Origin of the sequence: Flavobacterium sp. 28YEA47A (assembly GCF_041262125.1) — a bacterium.
Lineage (GTDB): Bacteria > Bacteroidota > Bacteroidia > Flavobacteriales > Flavobacteriaceae > Flavobacterium.
This window is the reverse complement of sequence record NZ_JBGCCI010000002.1, coordinates 130,834-150,140: the sequence shown is the minus strand read 5'-3', so window position 1 is coordinate 150,140 and position 19,307 is coordinate 130,834. Positions and strand designations below refer to the sequence as shown.

At 37.8% G+C, this 19,307-nt stretch carries 15 protein-coding genes; all 15 read left to right on the top strand.

What is annotated here, in order from left to right; genetic code table 11:
• The first annotated feature begins 39 nt into the window (after nucleotides 1-39).
• The 15 genes from ABH942_RS03230 to ABH942_RS03160 all read left to right on the top strand — a co-directional run bounded on the left by ABH942_RS03230 (nucleotide 40) and on the right by ABH942_RS03160 (nucleotide 19,297).
• Nucleotides 40-2,337, top strand: a complete 2,298-nt coding sequence (locus tag ABH942_RS03230) for an NADP-dependent malic enzyme (protein WP_370029558.1) — start codon at nucleotides 40-42, stop codon at nucleotides 2,335-2,337.
• A 78-nt stretch (nucleotides 2,338-2,415) separates the two neighbouring features.
• Nucleotides 2,416-2,997: a Holliday junction branch migration protein RuvA gene (gene ruvA, locus ABH942_RS03225; RefSeq protein ID WP_370029557.1), complete on the top strand. Its 582-nt coding sequence runs from the start codon at nucleotides 2,416-2,418 to the stop codon at nucleotides 2,995-2,997.
• A gap of 3 nt (nucleotides 2,998-3,000) precedes the next feature.
• Nucleotides 3,001-10,218 (top strand): cell surface protein SprA, encoded by a 7,218-nt coding sequence (gene sprA / locus ABH942_RS03220; protein ID WP_370029556.1) that lies wholly within the window; start codon nucleotides 3,001-3,003, stop codon nucleotides 10,216-10,218.
• Nucleotides 10,219-10,277: 59 nt separating this feature from the next.
• Nucleotides 10,278-10,658 carry a glycine cleavage system protein GcvH gene (gene gcvH, locus ABH942_RS03215; protein WP_370029555.1) on the top strand — a complete coding sequence of 127 codons (381 nt, stop codon included), beginning with the start codon at nucleotides 10,278-10,280 and terminating at the stop codon, nucleotides 10,656-10,658.
• The gene (locus ABH942_RS03210) at nucleotides 10,648-11,028 is read left to right on the top strand and encodes a VanZ family protein (protein WP_370029554.1); all 381 of its coding nucleotides are present in this window, start codon (nucleotides 10,648-10,650) and stop codon (nucleotides 11,026-11,028) included. The genes gcvH and ABH942_RS03210 overlap by 11 nt, the downstream gene beginning before the upstream one ends.
• A 44-nt stretch (nucleotides 11,029-11,072) precedes the next feature.
• Entirely contained in the window at nucleotides 11,073-11,816 is a 744-nt protein-coding gene (deoC, locus tag ABH942_RS03205) for a deoxyribose-phosphate aldolase (protein WP_370029553.1), read from the top strand.
• Between the two features lie 16 nt (nucleotides 11,817-11,832).
• A complete protein-coding gene (locus ABH942_RS03200; RefSeq protein WP_370029552.1) occupies nucleotides 11,833-13,941 on the top strand; it encodes a gliding motility protein RemB in 2,109 nt (702 codons plus the stop codon).
• Between the two features lie 103 nt (nucleotides 13,942-14,044).
• On the top strand, nucleotides 14,045-14,962 hold the full coding sequence (gene cyoE, locus ABH942_RS03195; RefSeq protein WP_370029775.1) for a heme o synthase: 918 nt from the start codon (nucleotides 14,045-14,047) through the stop codon (nucleotides 14,960-14,962).
• On the top strand, nucleotides 14,962-15,558 hold the full coding sequence (locus tag ABH942_RS03190) for a heme-copper oxidase subunit III (RefSeq protein ID WP_370029551.1): 597 nt from the start codon (nucleotides 14,962-14,964) through the stop codon (nucleotides 15,556-15,558). Before cyoE ends, ABH942_RS03190 begins: the two co-directional genes overlap by 1 nt.
• A 42-nt stretch (nucleotides 15,559-15,600) precedes the next feature.
• Nucleotides 15,601-16,632 (top strand): cytochrome c oxidase subunit 3, encoded by a 1,032-nt coding sequence (locus ABH942_RS03185; RefSeq protein ID WP_370029550.1) that lies wholly within the window; start codon nucleotides 15,601-15,603, stop codon nucleotides 16,630-16,632.
• Between the two features lie 19 nt (nucleotides 16,633-16,651).
• Nucleotides 16,652-17,008 (top strand): cytochrome C oxidase subunit IV family protein, encoded by a 357-nt coding sequence (locus ABH942_RS03180; protein WP_370029549.1) that lies wholly within the window; start codon nucleotides 16,652-16,654, stop codon nucleotides 17,006-17,008.
• A gap of 77 nt (nucleotides 17,009-17,085) precedes the next feature.
• Nucleotides 17,086-17,757 carry a hypothetical protein gene (locus ABH942_RS03175; protein ID WP_370029548.1) on the top strand — a complete coding sequence of 224 codons (672 nt, stop codon included), beginning with the start codon at nucleotides 17,086-17,088 and terminating at the stop codon, nucleotides 17,755-17,757.
• A 4-nt stretch (nucleotides 17,758-17,761) separates the two neighbouring features.
• Nucleotides 17,762-18,499: an SCO family protein gene (locus tag ABH942_RS03170; RefSeq protein WP_370029547.1), complete on the top strand. Its 738-nt coding sequence runs from the start codon at nucleotides 17,762-17,764 to the stop codon at nucleotides 18,497-18,499.
• Between the two features lie 2 nt (nucleotides 18,500-18,501).
• The gene (locus tag ABH942_RS03165; protein ID WP_370029546.1) at nucleotides 18,502-19,050 is read left to right on the top strand and encodes a DUF420 domain-containing protein; all 549 of its coding nucleotides are present in this window, start codon (nucleotides 18,502-18,504) and stop codon (nucleotides 19,048-19,050) included.
• Nucleotides 19,040-19,297 (top strand): hypothetical protein, encoded by a 258-nt coding sequence (locus tag ABH942_RS03160; protein WP_370029545.1) that lies wholly within the window; start codon nucleotides 19,040-19,042, stop codon nucleotides 19,295-19,297. Before ABH942_RS03165 ends, ABH942_RS03160 begins: the two co-directional genes overlap by 11 nt.
• Nucleotides 19,298-19,307 lie beyond the last annotated feature (10 nt).

Genomic DNA, 19,307 nt, shown 5'->3' with positions numbered 1-19,307 from the left:
AGACTTTTACCTTTGTAAGTCCGAATAAAATATACAAAAATGAACAAGTACAGTAAAAGAAGAGAAGCGCTATTATATCATGCGAAACCATCGCCTGGGAAAATCGAAGTCGTTCCAACCAAGGCATATGCAACCCAGAGAGATCTGTCGTTAGCCTATTCGCCGGGTGTAGCCGAGCCTTGTCTTGAAATTGCGAAGGATGTAAATAATGTTTATAAATATACAGCAAAAGGGAATCTGGTAGCGGTAATTTCAAATGGAACTGCCGTTTTAGGATTGGGAGATATAGGCCCGGAAGCATCAAAACCGGTAATGGAAGGGAAAGCCTTATTGTTTAAGATTTTCGCAGATATTGATGTTTTTGATATTGAAGTTGATACAAAAGACGTTGAAAAATTTATTGAGACGGTAAAAAATATAGCTCCGACTTTTGGAGGAATCAATCTGGAAGATATTAAAGCTCCGGAATCTTTCGAGATCGAAAGAAGACTGGTTGAGGAATTGAATATTCCGGTAATGCACGATGACCAGCACGGAACTGCAATTATTTCATCAGCAGCCTTGCTTAATGCTTTGGAATTGGCAGGAAAGAAAATCGAAGATGTAAAAGTGGTGGTTTCAGGAGCCGGATCGGCTGCTTTGGCCTGTGCTAACTTATACGTTTTGTTAGGAATCAATCCTGAAAATGTTATCATGTTTGATAGAAAAGGTTCTCTTTCTAAAAACAGGACCGATATATCTGAAATGCAAAGAAAATATGCTAACGGCGAGAAAAGCATCACATTGGAAGAAGCATTGGTAGGTGCCGATATTTTCCTTGGACTTTCTTCTGGAAACGTAATGTCAGCAGAAATGCTAATGCAGATGGCTGAAAACCCAATCGTATTCGCAATGGCAAACCCAATTCCGGAGATCGATTATCACCTTGCCATCGCAACCCGTCAGGACATCATCATGGCGACTGGTCGTTCTGATTTTCCTAACCAGGTAAATAACGTATTGGGCTTCCCTTATATATTTAGAGGAGCTATTGATGTGCGTGCATCAAAAATTAATGAAGAAATGAAAATGGCCGCTGTAAAAGCATTGGCGTTATTGGCAAAAGAAACAGTTCCGGAGCAGGTAAACATTGCTTATGGAGAAACCAAATTGGTATTTGGAAGAGATTATATCATTCCGAAACCATTTGATCCAAGATTGATTTCTGTTGTTGCTCCTGCAGTTGCTAAAGCAGCAATGGATTCAGGAGTTGCGGCACATCCAATTCAAGACTGGGAAAAATATAAAGAAGAATTGATGGAACGTCTTGGTTCCGATAATAAGATGGTTCGTTTATTGGCCAACCGCGCTAAGAGTGATCCAAAACGTGTGGTTTTTGCCGAGGCAGACCACTTAGATGTATTAAAAGCAGCGCAGATTGTTTTGGAAGAAAAAATCGGAACTCCGATTCTTCTTGGAAATCGCGAAATCATCTTGGAATTGAAAGAAGAATTGGGCTTTGATGCTGATGTATTGATCATCGATCCGAAAACTCCTGAAGAAGATGAAAGAAGATTGCGTTATGCCAATTCATTCTGGGAATCCAGAAGAAGAAAAGGGACCAGTTTGTTGGATGCACAAAAATGGATGCGTGAAAGAAATTATTTTGCTGCCATGATGGTTAATGAAGGCGAAGCAGATGCTTTGGTTTCAGGTTACTCCAGAAGTTATCCATCTGTTGTAAAACCAATGATGCAGCTTATTGACAAAGCACCGGGCGTTTCCAGAATTGCCACTACTAACATGATGATGACAAAAAGAGGCCCGATTTTCCTTTCGGATACAGCCATCAATCCAAATCCGACAGCCGATGAATTGGCGAAGATTGCATTGATGACAGCTAAAACCGTACGTATGTTTGGAATGGAGCCTGTTATAGCAATGGTATCTTTCTCAAACTTTGGATCGTCTAACGATGCCGGCGCGAGAAAAGTTGCAGAAGCTGTTGCTTATCTTCATAAATACTATCCGGACTTGATTGTTGATGGAGAAATTCAGGCAGATTTTGCACTGAATTCAGAGATGCTACAGAAAAAATTCCCATTCTCTAAATTAGCTGGAAAAAAAGTAAATACGCTTATTTTTCCTAATCTTGAAGCCGCAAATATCAATTACAAGATGCTGAAAGAATTAGACAAATCAGTATCAATCGGCCCAATTATGATGGGAATGGACAAGCCGGTACATATCTTCCAATTAGGCGCAAGCGTAGAAGAAATGGTAAATATGGCGGCTGTTGCTGTTGTTGATGCACAAGAAAAAGAAAAAAAGCAGAAATCCATAAAAGTCAATTTTTAACGTATTTTTTTGTTGATGAGCAATTAGATGAGGCTCAATAAAAGTTTTTCGTTACATTTGGGATTTATTTAACAATTGATGATAGCGCATTTACAAGGAAAATTAGTGGAAAAAAATCCTACTGAAGTAGTTATTGACTGCAATGGAGTAGGGTATCATGTAAACATTTCACTTCATACTTATTCTTTGCTTCCTGATTCGGAAAACATTAAGATTTTTACTTATCTCCAGATTAAGGAAGATGCGCATATCCTGTTTGGATTTGCCGAAAAATCAGAAAGAGAAATCTTTAAACTGCTTTTGTCTGTTTCCGGAATCGGGGCAGGTATTGCAAGAACTATGCTTTCTTCATTGGAGCCAAAGCAGATAATCCATTCTATAGCTTCCGGCGATGTCGCAACTATTCAATCCATCAAAGGAATTGGAAGCAAGACAGCGCAGAGAGCTATATTGGATTTGAAAGACAAAGTGTTAAAAGTGTATGATTTAGATGAAGTTTCTATTTCACAAGACAATACAAACAAAGACGAAGCGTTATCTGCTTTGGAAGTTCTTGGATTTAACAGAAAATTGGCGGAAAAAACTGTAGAAAAGATTGTTAAGGAAAATCCAAGCGCAAGCATTGAAAACATTATTAAACTAGCCTTAAAAACCTTATAATACTTGAAAACTAACTATACTAACGGCATTGCCTGTAACTTGAAAATTGGCTTTTGGCTGATTTCGATTTTTTTTAGTGTAACGATACAAGCACAAGAAGACGAGGAAGTTCAGGATACTACCAAAACAGGATATTCTGTTGGAAGAGTAGAATTGAAAAACCCGCCTAGTATTATAGAGGCATATACCTATGACCCGATTACAGATCGTTATATTTATACAAATACCGTTAATGGTTTTAATATAAATTATCCTGTAGTTCTTACACCAACAGAGTACGAAGAATTGGTGCTTAGGGAATCAATGCGTAAGTATTTTAAGGAAAAATCAGATGCGATAGAAGGTAAAAAAGATGGTAGCGATGCCAAGAAAAAAGACCTTTTGCCCCGATATTATGTCAATTCCAGTTTCTTTGAAACCATTTTTGGTAGTAATACAATCGATGTCAAACCAACAGGTTCTGTTGAGATGGATTTGGGAATCCGACATACAAAACAAGATAATCCCGCGTTATCGCCAAGAAATAGAAGTACGACCACTTTTGATTTTGACCAGAGGATCAGTATGAGCCTTATGGGAAAAGTGGGAACGAAGTTGAATGTCAATGCAAATTATGATACAGAATCTACTTTTGCTTTCCAAAACCTGATAAAACTGGAATATACACCTACGGAAGATGATATCATTCAGAAAATTGAAGTCGGAAACGTAAGTTTGCCACTGAACAGTACGCTGATTCGTGGAGCACAAAGTCTTTTTGGTGTTAAAGCACAATTCCAATTTGGAAAGACAACAATTACGGGAATCTTCTCAGAACAAAAATCCCAGACCAAAACGGTTACTGCACAAGGTGGAGGAACGGTGCAGCAATTTGAATTGTTTGCATTGGATTATGACGCTGACAGGCACTTCTTCCTTTCACAGTATTTTAGAAATCAATATGACAGATCACTGCGAAATTATCCTTTGATTGACAGTCGTGTACAAATTACAAGAATCGAAGTTTGGGTGACCAACCGCCAGAACAGAGTCAGCACTACAGACAATAACCTGAGAAATATCATAGCTATTCAGGATTTAGGGGAATCGCAACTTAATGGTCAGGATGATAATGAAGTAGTGGCGGCAACTCCAATTCCGGCAGGCTTCTTTACAGCTCCTGCAAATACACCTTCAAAAAACTCAAACAACAGATACGATCCGGCAAAAATAGGAACGACAGGAGTTTTGAGTCCGGCAATCCGAGAAATTGCAACAGCAAGTGCAGGATTTACAGGTGTTACAGTTAGCGAAGGAACGGATTATTCTAAATTGGAAAATGCCCGAAAATTATCGGCAAGTGAATATACTTTCCATCCACAGTTAGGGTATATTTCCTTAACACAGCGACTTTCTAATGATGAAGTCTTGGCTGTTGCCTACCAATATACAATAGGTGACCAGGTGTATCAGGTTGGAGAATTTGGTACTGATGGAGTTGATGCTACACAAGTGAGCAACGGTATTCCGACTACCCAAAGCCTGATCTTGAAAATGCTAAAAAGTAACTTGACTAATGTCAACAAGCCGGTCTGGAACTTAATGATGAAAAACATTTATGCTCTTCCGGGCGCTTATCAGTTAGAGCAGGAAGATTTTAAGCTGAACATCATGTACACGGATCCGTCGCCATTGAACTATATTACTCCGGCTTCTCCTGCTGCGGCTAACCCATTGCCGGCTGACGTGGATCAAATACCTTTGTTGCGCGTTTTCAATGTTGACAGACTAAACTATACAAACGACCCTCAGCCTAATGGTGATGGTTTCTTCGATTTTATACCAGGATTAACAGTAGATAAGCAAAACGGAAGGATCATCTTTACAACGGTAGAGCCTTTTGGAGAGCATCTCTTCAACAAATTAAGAACAAGCCCAACGCAGGATTATAATGCTCCTGCTCCAGGGAACTATAACGGCAACCAGAATAAATATGTATACCGATCGATGTACCGTAGTACACAAGCAGCGGCACTTCAGGATAGCGACAAGAACAAGTTCCAGTTAAAAGGAAAATTCAAGTCAACAAGTGGAGATGGAATTGCTATTGGTGCGTTTAACGTTCCTCAAGGTTCGGTTACAGTAACTGCCGGAGGACGAGTTTTGGTTGAAGGTGTTGATTATACCGTAAACTACCAGTTAGGAAGAGTTAATATTTTAGATGCTTCTTTGCAGGCTTCCGGGACTCCAATTGAAATTTCATTAGAAAACAACTCTGTTTTCGGACAGCAGACACGAAGATTTTTCGGAGTTAACGTAGAACATAAATTTAACGATAAGTTTATCGTTGGCGCTACATTATTAAAAATGAGCGAAAGACCATTTACTCAAAAATCAAATTATGGTCAGGAATCTGTAAACAATACAATCATAGGTCTGAATACCAATTTCTCATCAGAAGTTCCTTTTTTGACACGATTGGTAAACAAGCTTCCTAATATCGATACGGATGTTCCTTCAAATATTTCCTTTAGAGGAGAAGTAGCTTACTTAAAACCGGATACTCCAAAAGCAGATAGATTCCAGGGCGAATCTACAGTGTATGTAGACGACTTTGAAGGATCACAGACTACTATTGATATGCGTTCTCCATTTGCATGGAGTTTATCGAGTGTGCCTGAGAAACCAACCATGAGCGATTATAACGACTTTGGAGGTTCTTTGACTACTTTGAACTACGGTTATAAACGAGGAAAATTGGCATGGTATTCTATTGATCCTACATTTTATGTACAAAGACCGGGAGGCGTTTCAGAAGACGACCTTAAGTTATATAGTACAAGAAGAATCTATAGCCGAGAATTATTCCCGGTTACTGATATTGCAGTTGGTCAGCAAACAGTAATCAATACTTTGGACTTAAGTTATTTCCCACGAGAAAGAGGTCCATATAACTTTAACCCGTTAGCACAGGCAACAAATAGTTTTACACCAGAACAGGCTGTCGACAACTTTGGTGGAATCATGAGAGCCATCAATTCCACAAACTTTGAACAGTCAAACGTGGAGTACATACAGTTTTGGATGTTGGATCCTTATTACAATGATCAAAGAGGTTCTGCCAATGTAGCCAATACCGGAAGATTATATTTCAACCTTGGGGAAATTTCAGAAGATGTTTTAAAAGACGGAAGAAAACAATACGAAAACGGACTTCCTGGTGCTGGTTCAACACAGGCTACATTCTCAACAATTTGGGGGAAAATTCCAATTTCGCAATCTTTGATTTATGCGTTTGATACCAATGGTAGCAACAGACGTTTTCAGGATGTGGGTCTTGACGGTCTGAATGATGCAGAAGAAGCGGCACAATTTCCTGGTTTTGCATCACTACCAGATCCGGCAGCAGATAATTACCAATATTTTCTAAGTGTTACAGGAGATGTTATTCAACGTTATAAAAATTATAATGGCTTGGAAGGGAACTCTCCTATAGATGTTGGAGATACTAATAGAGGAGCAACGACTTTGCCAGATACTGAAGATATCAACAGAGACAATACAATGAACGAAATCAATGCTTATTATGAATATGGCATTGAAATAAAACCAAACATGGTAGTTGGGTCAAGTCCATATATTACTGATATTAGAGAAACAATAGCAAGTATTCCGGGACAAGAAACTACAGGAGCGCGTTGGATTCAGTTCAAGATTCCGGTTTCACAACCAGACAATACTGTTGGAAGTATTTCTGATTTCAGATCGATTCGTTTCATGAGAATGTTTGTTACAGGTTTCAACGATCAGATCACACTTCGTTTTGGTGCTTTGGAGTTGGTTCGTGGCGAATGGAGAAGATATGTTAAGACGCTTGATCCGAACGAACAGGATGATAATATCAACAATGCTGACGATACTGCTTTAGACGTTTTAGCAGTTAACGTTCAGGAAAATGGAGATAGATCGCCTATCAAATATGTAACGCCTCCGGGAGTTGTTAGAGAGCAATTGTATAACAGCAACACGATTATAAATCAAAATGAACAGTCACTTTCTTTAAGAGTGACAAAAGCAAATCAGGCGCTTCCTGGACTTGGAGGTTTAGAACCTGGCGATTCCAGAGCGGTATTTAAGAATGTAAGTGTTGACATGCGTCAGTTTAAGAAGTTAAAAATGTTCTTACACGCCGAAGCATTGCCAGTGCCTACTGACGTACAACCTTTGGCAGACGATCAAATGGTCGCGTTCATCCGATTTGGTAATGACTTTACGCAAAACTTCTATCAGGTAGAGATTCCGTTAAAAGTAACGCCGCAAAGCTCATCGCTCACAGCAGAACAGGTTTGGCCGGAAGCCAACCAGATAGATTTGGCACTGTCGTTACTGACCAAGCTGAAAATCATGGCTATGGATCCGAATAATCCATTGTTGGTTCCAGATGCTTTGGGTGTAAAATATATAGATGACTTTGTCTTGGATCCGTCATTAGCAGGAAGAATCAATCCGTTGCGATTAGGGATTAAAGGAAATCCAAACTTTGGATTGGTACGAACCCTGATGGTAGGTTTGAAAAACCGCTATACAGATGATATTCGTGGTGAAGTTTGGTTCAACGAACTTCGTCTTGCGGACATGGACAATAAAGGTGGAATGGCGGCAATTGCCAGCTTAGATAGTAACCTGGCTGATTTTGCTACAATTTCTGCAACAGGAAGGATGAGCACGCAAGGCTTTGGTTCATTAGAACAAGGACCAAACGAAAGAAGCCGTGAAGATATCAAGCAATATGATATCGTGACAAATGTGAACTTAGGAAAACTATTGCCTAAAAAATGGGGCGTTAACCTTCCGTTCAATTATGCTATAGGTGAAGAAAAAATTACTCCGGAATACGACCCGTTCAATCAGGATATTCGCCTGGATCAGTTATTAGATAATACAACTGATGCTGCAGCAAGAAACAATATTGAAAGCAGGGCGATTGATTATACGAAGAGAAAAAGTATCAACTTTATAGGAGTCAAAAAAGAAAGAGGAGCAGAACAGAAACCGCATTTTTATGATCCGGAAAACTTGACATTATCCTATTCGTTTAATGAAACAGAACACCATAACTACGAAATTGAAAACTTACTTGACCAGCAGGTAAAAGCCTCTGTGGATTACACTTTTGCTTTCCAACCAAAAGCAGTTGAACCATTCAAGAACTCGAAGTTTATGAAGAAAAGCCAATATTGGAAGTTGTTGAGCGATTTTAATTTCAACTATCTGCCATCTTCAATTACCTTCAGTTCTAATATTATGAGGCAATATAATAGACAGGAATATCGAGATGTAGATATTCAGGGAATTGGATTGTCGCCATTGTATAGAAGAAATTACATGTTCAACTATCAGTATGGTTTCAATTATAATTTGACAAAAGCATTAAGAGTAAATTATACGGCATCTACCAATAATATTGTAAGAAACTATCTTGATGAATTTGGCGTTCCGATGGAAGATTTTACAATTTGGGATGATTTCTGGAACATTGGTGAAGCCAACCAACACATGCAACAGTTAACGGTTAACTATGACTTGCCACTGAATAAGATTCCGGCGTTAGGATTTATAAAATCGACCTACTCTTATACAGGAGATTACAGTTGGCAACGTGCAACAGATGCTATGGCAACTGTTGTTACAGATGAAGGTACTTTCAGTCTTGGAAATACAATTCAGAATAATGGTTCACACCGATTGAATACTGCATTGAACATGGATGTTCTTTATAAGTATTTAGGATTGGGCAAAAAAGCAAAAGCACCAACAAAGCCGGCGCCTCAGACACCGCCAAAACCAGGAGAGAAAATTACGAATGCTAATAAACCGCAAACGTCTGGCAGCAATGTGTTTTTAGATGGACTGGTAGGAGTTCTGACCAGTGTTAAAAATATTCAGATTAACTATACTCAAAATGAAGGTACGGTACTGCCAGGTTTCATACCGGGAGTTGGTTTCTTTGGAACGACTAAACCGTCTTTAGGATTCGTTATGGGAAGCCAGGCAGACATACGTTATGAGGCAGCAAAAAGAGGTTGGTTGACAAACTACGAGGATTTCAACCAGAACTTTACTCAGACTTCTTCAAAAATCTTAAACATGACTGCTAACGTAGACTTGTTTCCTGATTTTAAGATTGACTTGACAGCAGATCGTTCTTACACTGAAAATTTCTCAGAACAATATGATGCGGCAGATGGAGTTTATCATTCGCGTTCACCATACAATTACGGTAACTTCTCTATCTCTACTGTAATGATCAAAACTGCATTCGGAAAGAGTGATGAACATTCGTCAGCAGCTTTTGATGATTTCAGAAATAACAGGCTTACTGTTGCAGATCGTTTGGCGACAAGCTATTACGGAACTACAGACTTCCCAAGAACCACGGATGGTTTCCCTGTTGGATTTGGAAAAAATAGCCAGTCGGTATTATTGCCTTCATTCTTGGCTGCCTATACAGGAGCAGATGCAGGTGGAGTTAAATTAGGGCCTTTCAGAGATGTGCCAATTCCAAACTGGAATATAAAATATAACGGATTGATGCGCTATAAATTCTTCAAAGATAGATTCAAGCGTTTCTCATTACAACACGGATATAGAGCATCGTATACGATCAACTCGTTCCGTTCTAATTTTGAATACGACCAAAACCGTGATGCGGTTGATGCAAGTGGTAACTTGCTAAGCAAAACTATTATATCAAACGTTAACCTTGCGGAGCAGTTCAATCCACTGATTAGGGTAGATTTTGAGATGAAAAACTCGTTTAAAGTATTGGCTGAGGTTAAGAAAGACAGAACGCTATCCATGAGTTTTGATAACAACCTTCTTACAGAAGTAAGAGGAATGGAATACATCTTAGGTTTAGGTTATCGATTCAAAGATGTAGTAATTACATCAAGATTAGCAGACAACCCTACAAACACTATCCGAAGCGACATCAACCTTAAGGCAGATTTCTCTTTAAGAAAGGCAAACACAATCGTAAGATATCTGGATTATAATAATAACCAGTTAGCAGGAGGTCAGAACATCTGGTCGTTAAAATTGACAGCAGATTATGCATTTAGCAAAAACCTGACGGCAATTTTCTATTACGACCACTCTTTCTCTAAAGCGGTGATCTCCACTTCGTTCCCATTGACCAATATTCGTACGGGTTTTACACTACGATATAACTTTGGAAATTAATTCGGAAAACATTTTAAAAATATATAAGTTAATAATACATTTGCCCAAAACAACAAACAATGAATATACCAGCAAATTTAAAGTATACGAAAGACCACGAATGGGTTAGCATAGATGGCGATGTTGCAACTGTAGGAATTACAGATTTTGCACAAAAAGAATTAGGTGATATCGTTTATGTAGAGGTTGAAACCTTAGACCAAACTCTTGATAAAGATGAGGTTTTTGGTACAGTAGAAGCCGTAAAAACTGTATCAGATCTATTCTTGCCACTTTCAGGTGAAATCATTGAGTTCAACGAAACTCTTGAATCATCTCCTGAGAAAGTAAATACAGATCCTTATGGAGATGGATGGATGGTAAAAGTAAAAATATCTGATACTTCTGAATTAGAAGGATTATTGGATAGCGAAGCATACAAAAGCCTAATTGGAGCCTAATAAAAAAAGAATACTGTTTCTTGCCCTGGCGGTTTTTTGGAGCATTTCCATTACAATTGCCTGTTTGGTGAGCATGTCAGAAGTTCCTGTCGTTAATGTAGACCAATTTGATAAGATCGTACACTTGTGCTTTTATGCTGTTTTTTCGATACTATGGTTTCTGTATCTAAAAACAAAAATAAGAAACACAAAAAAGCTCTTTCTATTCGTGTTCTTTCTTTCGGTTCTCTTTGGAATTTTGATTGAAATATGCCAGTCACTTTTTACGGAAAGCAGGCAGGCTGACATGAAAGATGTTATTGCTAATACAATTGGCGCATTCTTGGGATTGGCACTAATGGCAGTTTACAATAAAAAATTTAAAAATTAATCTGAAAATATCCCGCTTCGGTGGGATTTTTTTATTTTTATCATATGGATATCAAGCAATATTTAGATTCGACCTACTTAAAAACGCCTCAACAGGCTGGAATCAGCGATGCTGAAAATGAAATAATCGTCAAGGGTTTTGTTCAGGAAGCGATTGACGAAGGTTTTAAGCTTATTATGATCCGCCCTAATATGGTTCATATGGCAAAACAGATGATTTTGGAAGCCGGTTCAAAAGTTTTAGTCGGAACAGTTATTGGATTCCCGGAAGGAAATTACTCTTTGGAGCACAAGCTGGAAGAAGCCCAGCAAGCTATCAAAGACGGAGCCGATGAATTGGATTTTGTGTGCGATTATGAAGCATTTAAGCGAGGAGAACTGGATCTTGTAAAGAAAGAAATTTTGAAAGGAACCCAATTAGGGTTATCCAATCATAAAGTTGTCAAATGGATTATAGAAGTTGCAGCCTTAAACAGCCAACAGATCATGCATCTTTCCTGTCTGGTAAAAAATGTAGTTATTTCTAATTTTTCGGAAGACAATTATGCTTTGGTTTTTGTCAAGTCGTCTACCGGGTTTTATAAAACGGAAGACGGTCTTCCTAATGGAGCAACGGTTCCTACAATAATCATGATGCTTGAAAATGCATCGCCACTTCCTGTAAAAGCTGCTGGCGGTGTAAGGACTTATGAAGAAGCAAAAGAAATGATTCGCTTAGGAGTCAAAAGAATCGGGACTTCTTCTGCAAAAGCAATTGCAAACGGAGAAGCTGCAAATAACGATTACTAAATCAGCAAGTCAATACATGAAGAAACTCCTACAGATTGCCGTCTTGCTTTTATCAAGTCTTTCATTATGGGCCCAGAATAAAACATGGGAAAGAGAGCAGTTTCCTGTTTTTCCGAAATGCGAAGGGCAGCAATCAGAAAATCTTGAAGCCTGCTTTTATAATGAACTACAAGATTTTGTGTTTGCTAATTTCAAAGTACCACAGCAAATAACAGATAAAAACTACAAAGGCAAAGTAATTGTGCTTTTTGAAGTCGATACGGCCGGAGTTTTTAAAATACAATATATTGATGCGGTCGATACTTCTTTGGTGGAAGAAAGCAAGCGGGTTTTTGGATTATTGCCAAAAATTAAACCGGCTACTTATAGCGGAAACCCAACGTATGCCAAATATACAATCAGCATAAATATTCCTTTAGAAAAGCAGGCGACTGTCGTTGCCGGTGCTAAAAAAGAAAAGACAACTGCTCTTGTAAAAGACAGAAGTAAGGAGTTGACGGAATTTGATAGCATAGTTTACAAAAAGTTCGATAATCCGCAGTTTCAAAGCCACCTTAATATTCCTTTTTCACACAGTCTTTATGCTCAGTTTGATAGAGCTTTAAATCAGGTAGGAAGTAATAATCATACGGCATCCAAACCGTATACGTATGCAGAAGTGTCAAAATATTATGACCTGGCAGAAGCCAATAAGCTAATCCAAAAAAACAAACAGGGTTGGTGGGGAAGAAAACTTTGGAATGAAAATCTTGTGGCAATTCAAGGCGATGGCTATTGGTTTACTATGAATCCTATTTTGGATTTAAGATTAGGTAAAAGCGATCCAAGCAAGGCAGATTATACGTATCAGAATACCCGCGGTATTCAAATTCAGGGAGAAATTGGAAAAGAACTAAGTTTTAACGCTTCAATATTTGAAAGTCAGGGACGTTTTGCGGATTATTATAACAGATATGCGGAATCGATCAAGCCATCAGGCGGGAATCCGGCAATTATTCCTGGTATCGGGATAGCAAAAGGCTTTAAGGAAGATGCTTATGATTTTCCAATGGCCGAAGCGAATATTTCCTATACTCCAAGTAAGTTCATTAACCTACAGTTGGGTTTTGGCAGAAATTTTTTAGGCGACGGATACCGGTCTTTATTGCAGGGTGATGGCACAAGCCCATATCCTTTTTTTAAGATCAATACCAATTTCTGGAAAATCAAATACACCAACACGTATATGTGGCTGAAAGATGTGAGACCGGAAGTTACTGAAGATAATACCTATGCCACAAAATTTATGGCAAATCATTACCTGAGTTGGAATGTCACAAAAAGATGGAATCTTGGTTTTTTCGAATCTGTTGTATGGGCTGACCAGAACAATCGTGGTTTTGACGCCAGTTTCATTAATCCGATTATATTTTTTAGAGCGGTAGAATTTTCATCTTCCTCAAAAAGCGGTAATGCACTTTTAGGTCTTACGTCAAAATACAAGTTCAGCAATCAGGTCCAGTTTTATGGACAATTCTTATTGGATGAATTTTCTATTTCAGATATGAAGGCGGGAGATAAAAGCTGGAAGAATAAATTTGGGTACCAACTCGGAGCAAAGTATTTTGATGCCTTTAATATCGATAACCTATTGCTGCAATTAGAATACAATCATGTTCGTCCTTATGTATATGCACATAGCAATCCGTTGACAAATTATGCTCACAGTAATCAAAGCATGGGGCATCAGTGGGGAGGCAATTTTAAAGAATTTATAGCTGTTGCCAGATATTTTAAAGGAAGATGGTTTGCAGATGCGAAATTGACTTATGGAAAAAGAGGGCTCGATTTTGATACAGAAGAGAATTCTTTTAATTATGGAGGCAATATCTATAAGAACTACAATGTTGGAAGACCTCGTGATATAGGTGTCAAGACAGGACAAGGAAATGAAACGACAATTCTTATTGCCGATTTGCAGGCAGGTTATCTGGTTAATCCGTCTACAAATCTGAAATTTTTTGCCGGACTTATCTATAGAAACTTTAATCCGAATGTGGATACAGCGACAGCTTTTAAAGAAGATACGACCTGGTTTTCTATAGGTCTGAGAGCCGATCTTTTTAATTGGTATTTCGATTATTAATTCGGTTTTTGCAAAACCTGCGTTTTTTGTGATTTGTTTTTTGTGATTTTCTTTCTGAACCAGTATCTTTGCGCAAGATTTCAAAATCCAAATGAAAGCAGCATTGAGCACTACAGCAAATAACTTTTCCTTAAAATCCCTCTATATTGATTTCAGAGAAATCACGAAGGCAAGATTGGCGGTTAGCGTAGTTTTTTCTTCTATTGCGGGTTACCTGTTAGGATTTGATGCGGCACACCCGTTCAAATGGTTAACTTTGATTATGCTTTCTATTGGAGGCTACTGTATGGTTGGAGCATCAAATGCTTTCAATCAAATCATTGAAAAAGACCTGGATGTTTTGATGGATAGGACTAAAAATCGCCCTGTTCCATCTGGAAGAATGTCAGTAAACACGGCTTTTATTATTGCTTGTGTTTTGACAATTATGGGTTTGGTGATTCTTTACAATATCAACCCTAAGACAGCCATGTTTGGTGCGATTTCTATTTTCCTTTATACAAGTATCTATACGCCGTTAAAGACAAAAACGCCACTGTCTGTTTTTGTAGGCGCTTTTCCGGGAGCTATTCCTTTTATGTTAGGATGGGTAGCGGCTACAGACGAGTTCGGGATTGAAGCAGGGACACTTTTCTTAATTCAGTTTTTCTGGCAGTTTCCTCATTTTTGGGCTATTGGATGGTTCTTGTTTGATGACTATAAAAAAGCAGGATTTTTTATGCTTCCAACCGGGAAAAAAGATAAAACTACAGCTACTCAAATTATACTGTATACAGTCTGGTTAATTGGAGCTTCATTGCTTCCGGCGTTCTTTCCTGTAATAGGTTTGGTTGGAAGTAAATTGCAGTTAAGCCCAATCGCAGCAGTTGTTGTATTGTTGTTGGGAATATGGATGCTGATTTATGCTGTGAAATTGTATAAGTCTCGAGAAGCAAAAGCGGCACGAACACTAATGTTGGTGAGCGTATCCTACATTACCCTGCTTCAAATTGTGTATATAGCAGATAAATTTTTACGATAATGGAAATGACGATAAAAGGAATGACTGCCGACGAGCATAAAGAAAGAAAAGCAAGATCGTATAAACTGATTTTGTGGTTTGCAATGATAAGCATGACGATGATGTTTGCTGGACTAACCAGTGCCTATGTTGTGAGTGCTTCAAGACCGGATTGGCTAAAAGATTTTGATTTGCCAAGCGCGTTTTATGCAAGCACGGTTGTAATCATAATCAGCAGCTTCACATTTCATTTTGCAAAAAAAGCTATTCAAAAAGATAACAGAAGCCTGACAACTTCACTTTTGCTGGTGACTTTTGTGTTGGGATTGCTTTTTGTTTTTTTTCAATTTGAAGGCTTTAATCAGATGATTGCAATGAAGTTGTATCCTACGGGACCTTCTAGTACAGTGACTACTTCTTTTATCTATGTAGTAGTGCTGGTTCACTTTGCTCACCTTTTTGGAGGTCTGATATCGCTTTTAATCATAATTTATAATCATTTTAAACAAAAATACAATTCAGGTCAAACCCTTGGAATAGAGCTAGGTGCGATGTTTTGGCACTTTCTGGACTTTCTATGGCTGTATTTGTTTTTATTTTTATATTTCTTTAAATAAGAAAAAAACGTAAATTTGGGAACTTTTTAACTAAATAACTTTATGGGAGCTACTGTTACTACTGCAAATAGTGAAGGTAAAATTTGGGGAGGCGGCAACGAGCCTATGGGAATTAATTATGGCAAAATGATGATGTGGTTTTTCATCGTTTCTGATGCCTTAACATTCTCTGGATTTCTTGCGGCGTACGGTTTTTCAAGATATAAATTCATTGAAACTTGGCCTCTGGCGGATGAGGTTTTTAGTCACTTTCCATTTATGCACGGTGTGGATGCTCCGATGTACTATGTGGCATTAATGACTTTTATCTTGATTTTCTCATCTGTAACTATGGTATTGGCGGTTGACGCCGGTCACCAGATGAAAAAACAAAAAGTAGCCATTTATATGTTCCTTACCATTATTGGTGGTGGAATCTTCTTGGGTTCTCAGGCTTGGGAATGGAAAAACTTCATCAAAGGAGAATATGGTGCTGTTGAAACAAAAGGAGGAAGTATCCTTCAGTTTGTTGACGCAACTACAGGGAAAAGAGTAAAACTTTCAGATGTGGCTATTCCGCTTCATGAAGAAAGAGAACAATTGACAAGAAATAAAGGATTTTGGTTTTCAAGTGAAAGCACATTGCCAACTTATTCTGTAAATGAAGTGGTAGAAGGATTCAAGTCAAAACCTAATTTATTGGTTAGAACTGAAGCAACTTACCATCCAAATATGGCAAAAAATGTTGGTGTTCATCCTGAATTGAATAATTCAACTCACAAACACAAAACGATATTAACAAGAGAAGAATCTCTTAAGAGATTATCTGATGTTCACTATGTTGTAGAAGGAGCTAACCTGATTAGAAACGAATACGGTCAGAAATTATTTGCTAACTTCTTTTTCTTTATCACAGGATTTCACGGATTTCACGTATTTACTGGAGTTTTGATTAATATTTTGATCTTCTTTAATGTGGTTTTAGGAACTTACGAAAAAAGAAGAAGCTACCAAATGGTGGAGAAAGTAGGTCTTTACTGGCACTTTGTCGATTTAGTTTGGGTATTTGTATTTACATTCTTCTACTTAGTTTAATTTTTTAGAGATTATTATTATGGCACACGGACACGAGTACGTTTCTAATACGAAAAGAATATGGATGGTTTTTGCATTACTATCTGCAGTAACAATTGTTGAAGTTGCATTTGGTATATACAAACCAGCTATTTTGCACGACACTTTGTTTCTTCAAATGAATTTGCTTAACTGGCTTTTCATTGGATTGACAATTTATAAGGCATATTATATCGTTTGGGCATTTATGCACCTTGAAGGCGAGAAAAGTAATCTTAGGTGGAGTATTGTGGCACCTTTAGTATTCCTAATTATCTATTTAGTGTTCATCTTACTAGTTGAAGGTAATTATGTTTTTGATGTGTTCAAGAGTTCTCAGATAAAATGGAATTTTTAACAGCATATTAAATCACAAAAAAGACGGTATTATACCGTCTTTTTTTATTTTTGCACTACAATAATTTCCTCACTACAATGAAAAAAAATATAGTCCTTTTTGTGCTGTTTATACTTCCAATAGTTGCTTATCTTTTCTTTGCTTCCGGTATTAATAGTTTCGCAAAACTTCCGACTATAACTGAGAAAATTCCTGACCTGCAATGGAAAACGGCTGACGGTAAAAGTATAAGTCTTGATAATAAGATTACCATTTTAGGCTTTACCGGAAGTAAGGTGCTTTATAATGAAGGCAATTTTTTCAACCTGAACCAAAAGATTTACAACAAAAATAAAAATTTTAAAGATTTTCAGTTTGTCATGGTCGCTCCAAAAGGAAGCGAGGGCGAAGTGAAGGAGCTGCTGGAGAAACTTAAACCGATTGCTGAAGATAAGGATATTTCGAAGTGGATTTTTGTATTTGGAGCTCCGGAAGAAATAAGAGAGTATTATTCGAAGCTGAATCTTGTAGGAAAGCTCGATAATGATGCAGGAACAGCAAATGTCTATATCGTAGATAAGCTAAGGAACCTGAGAGGAAGAAAAGGACAAAACCTCGAAGGAAAGGAAGAATACAAAGAAGGCTATAATACTATTTCTGCGGCCGATTTGCATAATGAAATGAGTGATGATGTAAAAATCATCCTTTACGAATACAGGGCTGCCTTGAAAAAGAACAACCCTAAAGCGGAAATGAAAAGAAAAATTTAATACGATGAAAAATAAATCATACATCGGGATCTCATTTATTATCCTGGTTTTTGGAATCTATGCCATTCCAAAAATCATAGACAGGATAAAGAATAATGATATTTCTGTGCAAGACAGGCTAAACGTTCCTGTAAAAGAAAAGAAATTGGAAGAAGCTAAAAATCTGGTTAAGATTGGAAATGCGCCTCAATTTAGCCTGACAGACCAAAATGGGAAAACCATATCAAACAAAGATTTTGAAGGTAAGGTGTATGTAGTAGAGTTTTTCTTCTCAACTTGCCCGTCAATCTGCCCGGTTATGAATCAGAATATGCTTATGATTGAAGATGAATTTGGGAAAAATAAAGATTTCGGAATTGCTTCATTTACCATAAATCCGGCAAATGATACGCCTGAAGTCTTGAAAAAACACGCGGAACAGTTGGGAGTTACTTCTCCTAATTGGCATTTTTTGACAGGCGACCAGGATTATATTTATAACATTGCCAACAAAGGATTTAATATCTATGCCGGTGAAAGTAAAAAAGAAGGCGATGCCGGATTTGAACATTCAGGTTACTTTGCCCTGGTGGATAAAAAAGGAAATATCCGAAGCAGAAAAGATAAATCCGGAAACCCAATCATATTTTATACGGGTTTAAATTATAAAGACAAAGAAGGCTTCCAGGATGACCTGCAAGGTAAATACAAGCCGGGAATTCATGCTATCAAAGAAGACATTGCAATTTTATTAGAAGAATAATTATGGATAACAATTTGAATGCTGTTGAGCTGAAATATAGAAAGTGGATTATTATCTTATCCATAGCCATTCCTCTTGTTGTAGCCATTCTTTTTGGCGTAAAACTAAAGGATTTCGGATATGACGTCAAACCGTTATCATTCCTGCCGCCAATCTATGCTACTATAAACGGTATTACAGCTGTACTTTTGATTTCGGCTGTTATGGCAGTGAAGAATGGGAAAAGAAAACTGCATGAAAACTTAATGAAAATGGCTATTGGCTGTTCTGTGGCGTTTTTGGCAATGTATGTGGCTTATCACATGACGGCAGAAAGTACTCCTTACGGAGGTGAGGGAATATCCAGATACATTTACTTTTTCATATTGTTGACGCATATTCTTTTGTCAATAATCATTATTCCGTTTGTCCTTATTACTTATGTAAGAGCTTTGGCGGAACGATTTGACAAACATAGAAAACTGGCAAGAATAACCTATCCTTTATGGTTATATGTTGCTGTTACCGGAGTTATAGTTTATCTGATGATTTCTCCCTATTATGTGCACTAAAAAAAATAACTTAAACAAAAGCCTTTCCCTGAAATGGGTATTGCCTTTTTTAGCACTGTTTCTCGTTTCTGTGGATGCCAATGCGCAATGCGCTATGTGTCGTGCCGTTTTAGAAACAGAAGAAGGAGGAATCAAGGCAGAAGCGGTCAATGACGGAATCGTATACTTGATGGTTATCCCTTATATTTTGGTAGCTATTATGGGATTTGCCATTTATAAAATGAAAACAAAAAAAAAGCCTGAATAATCAGGCTTTT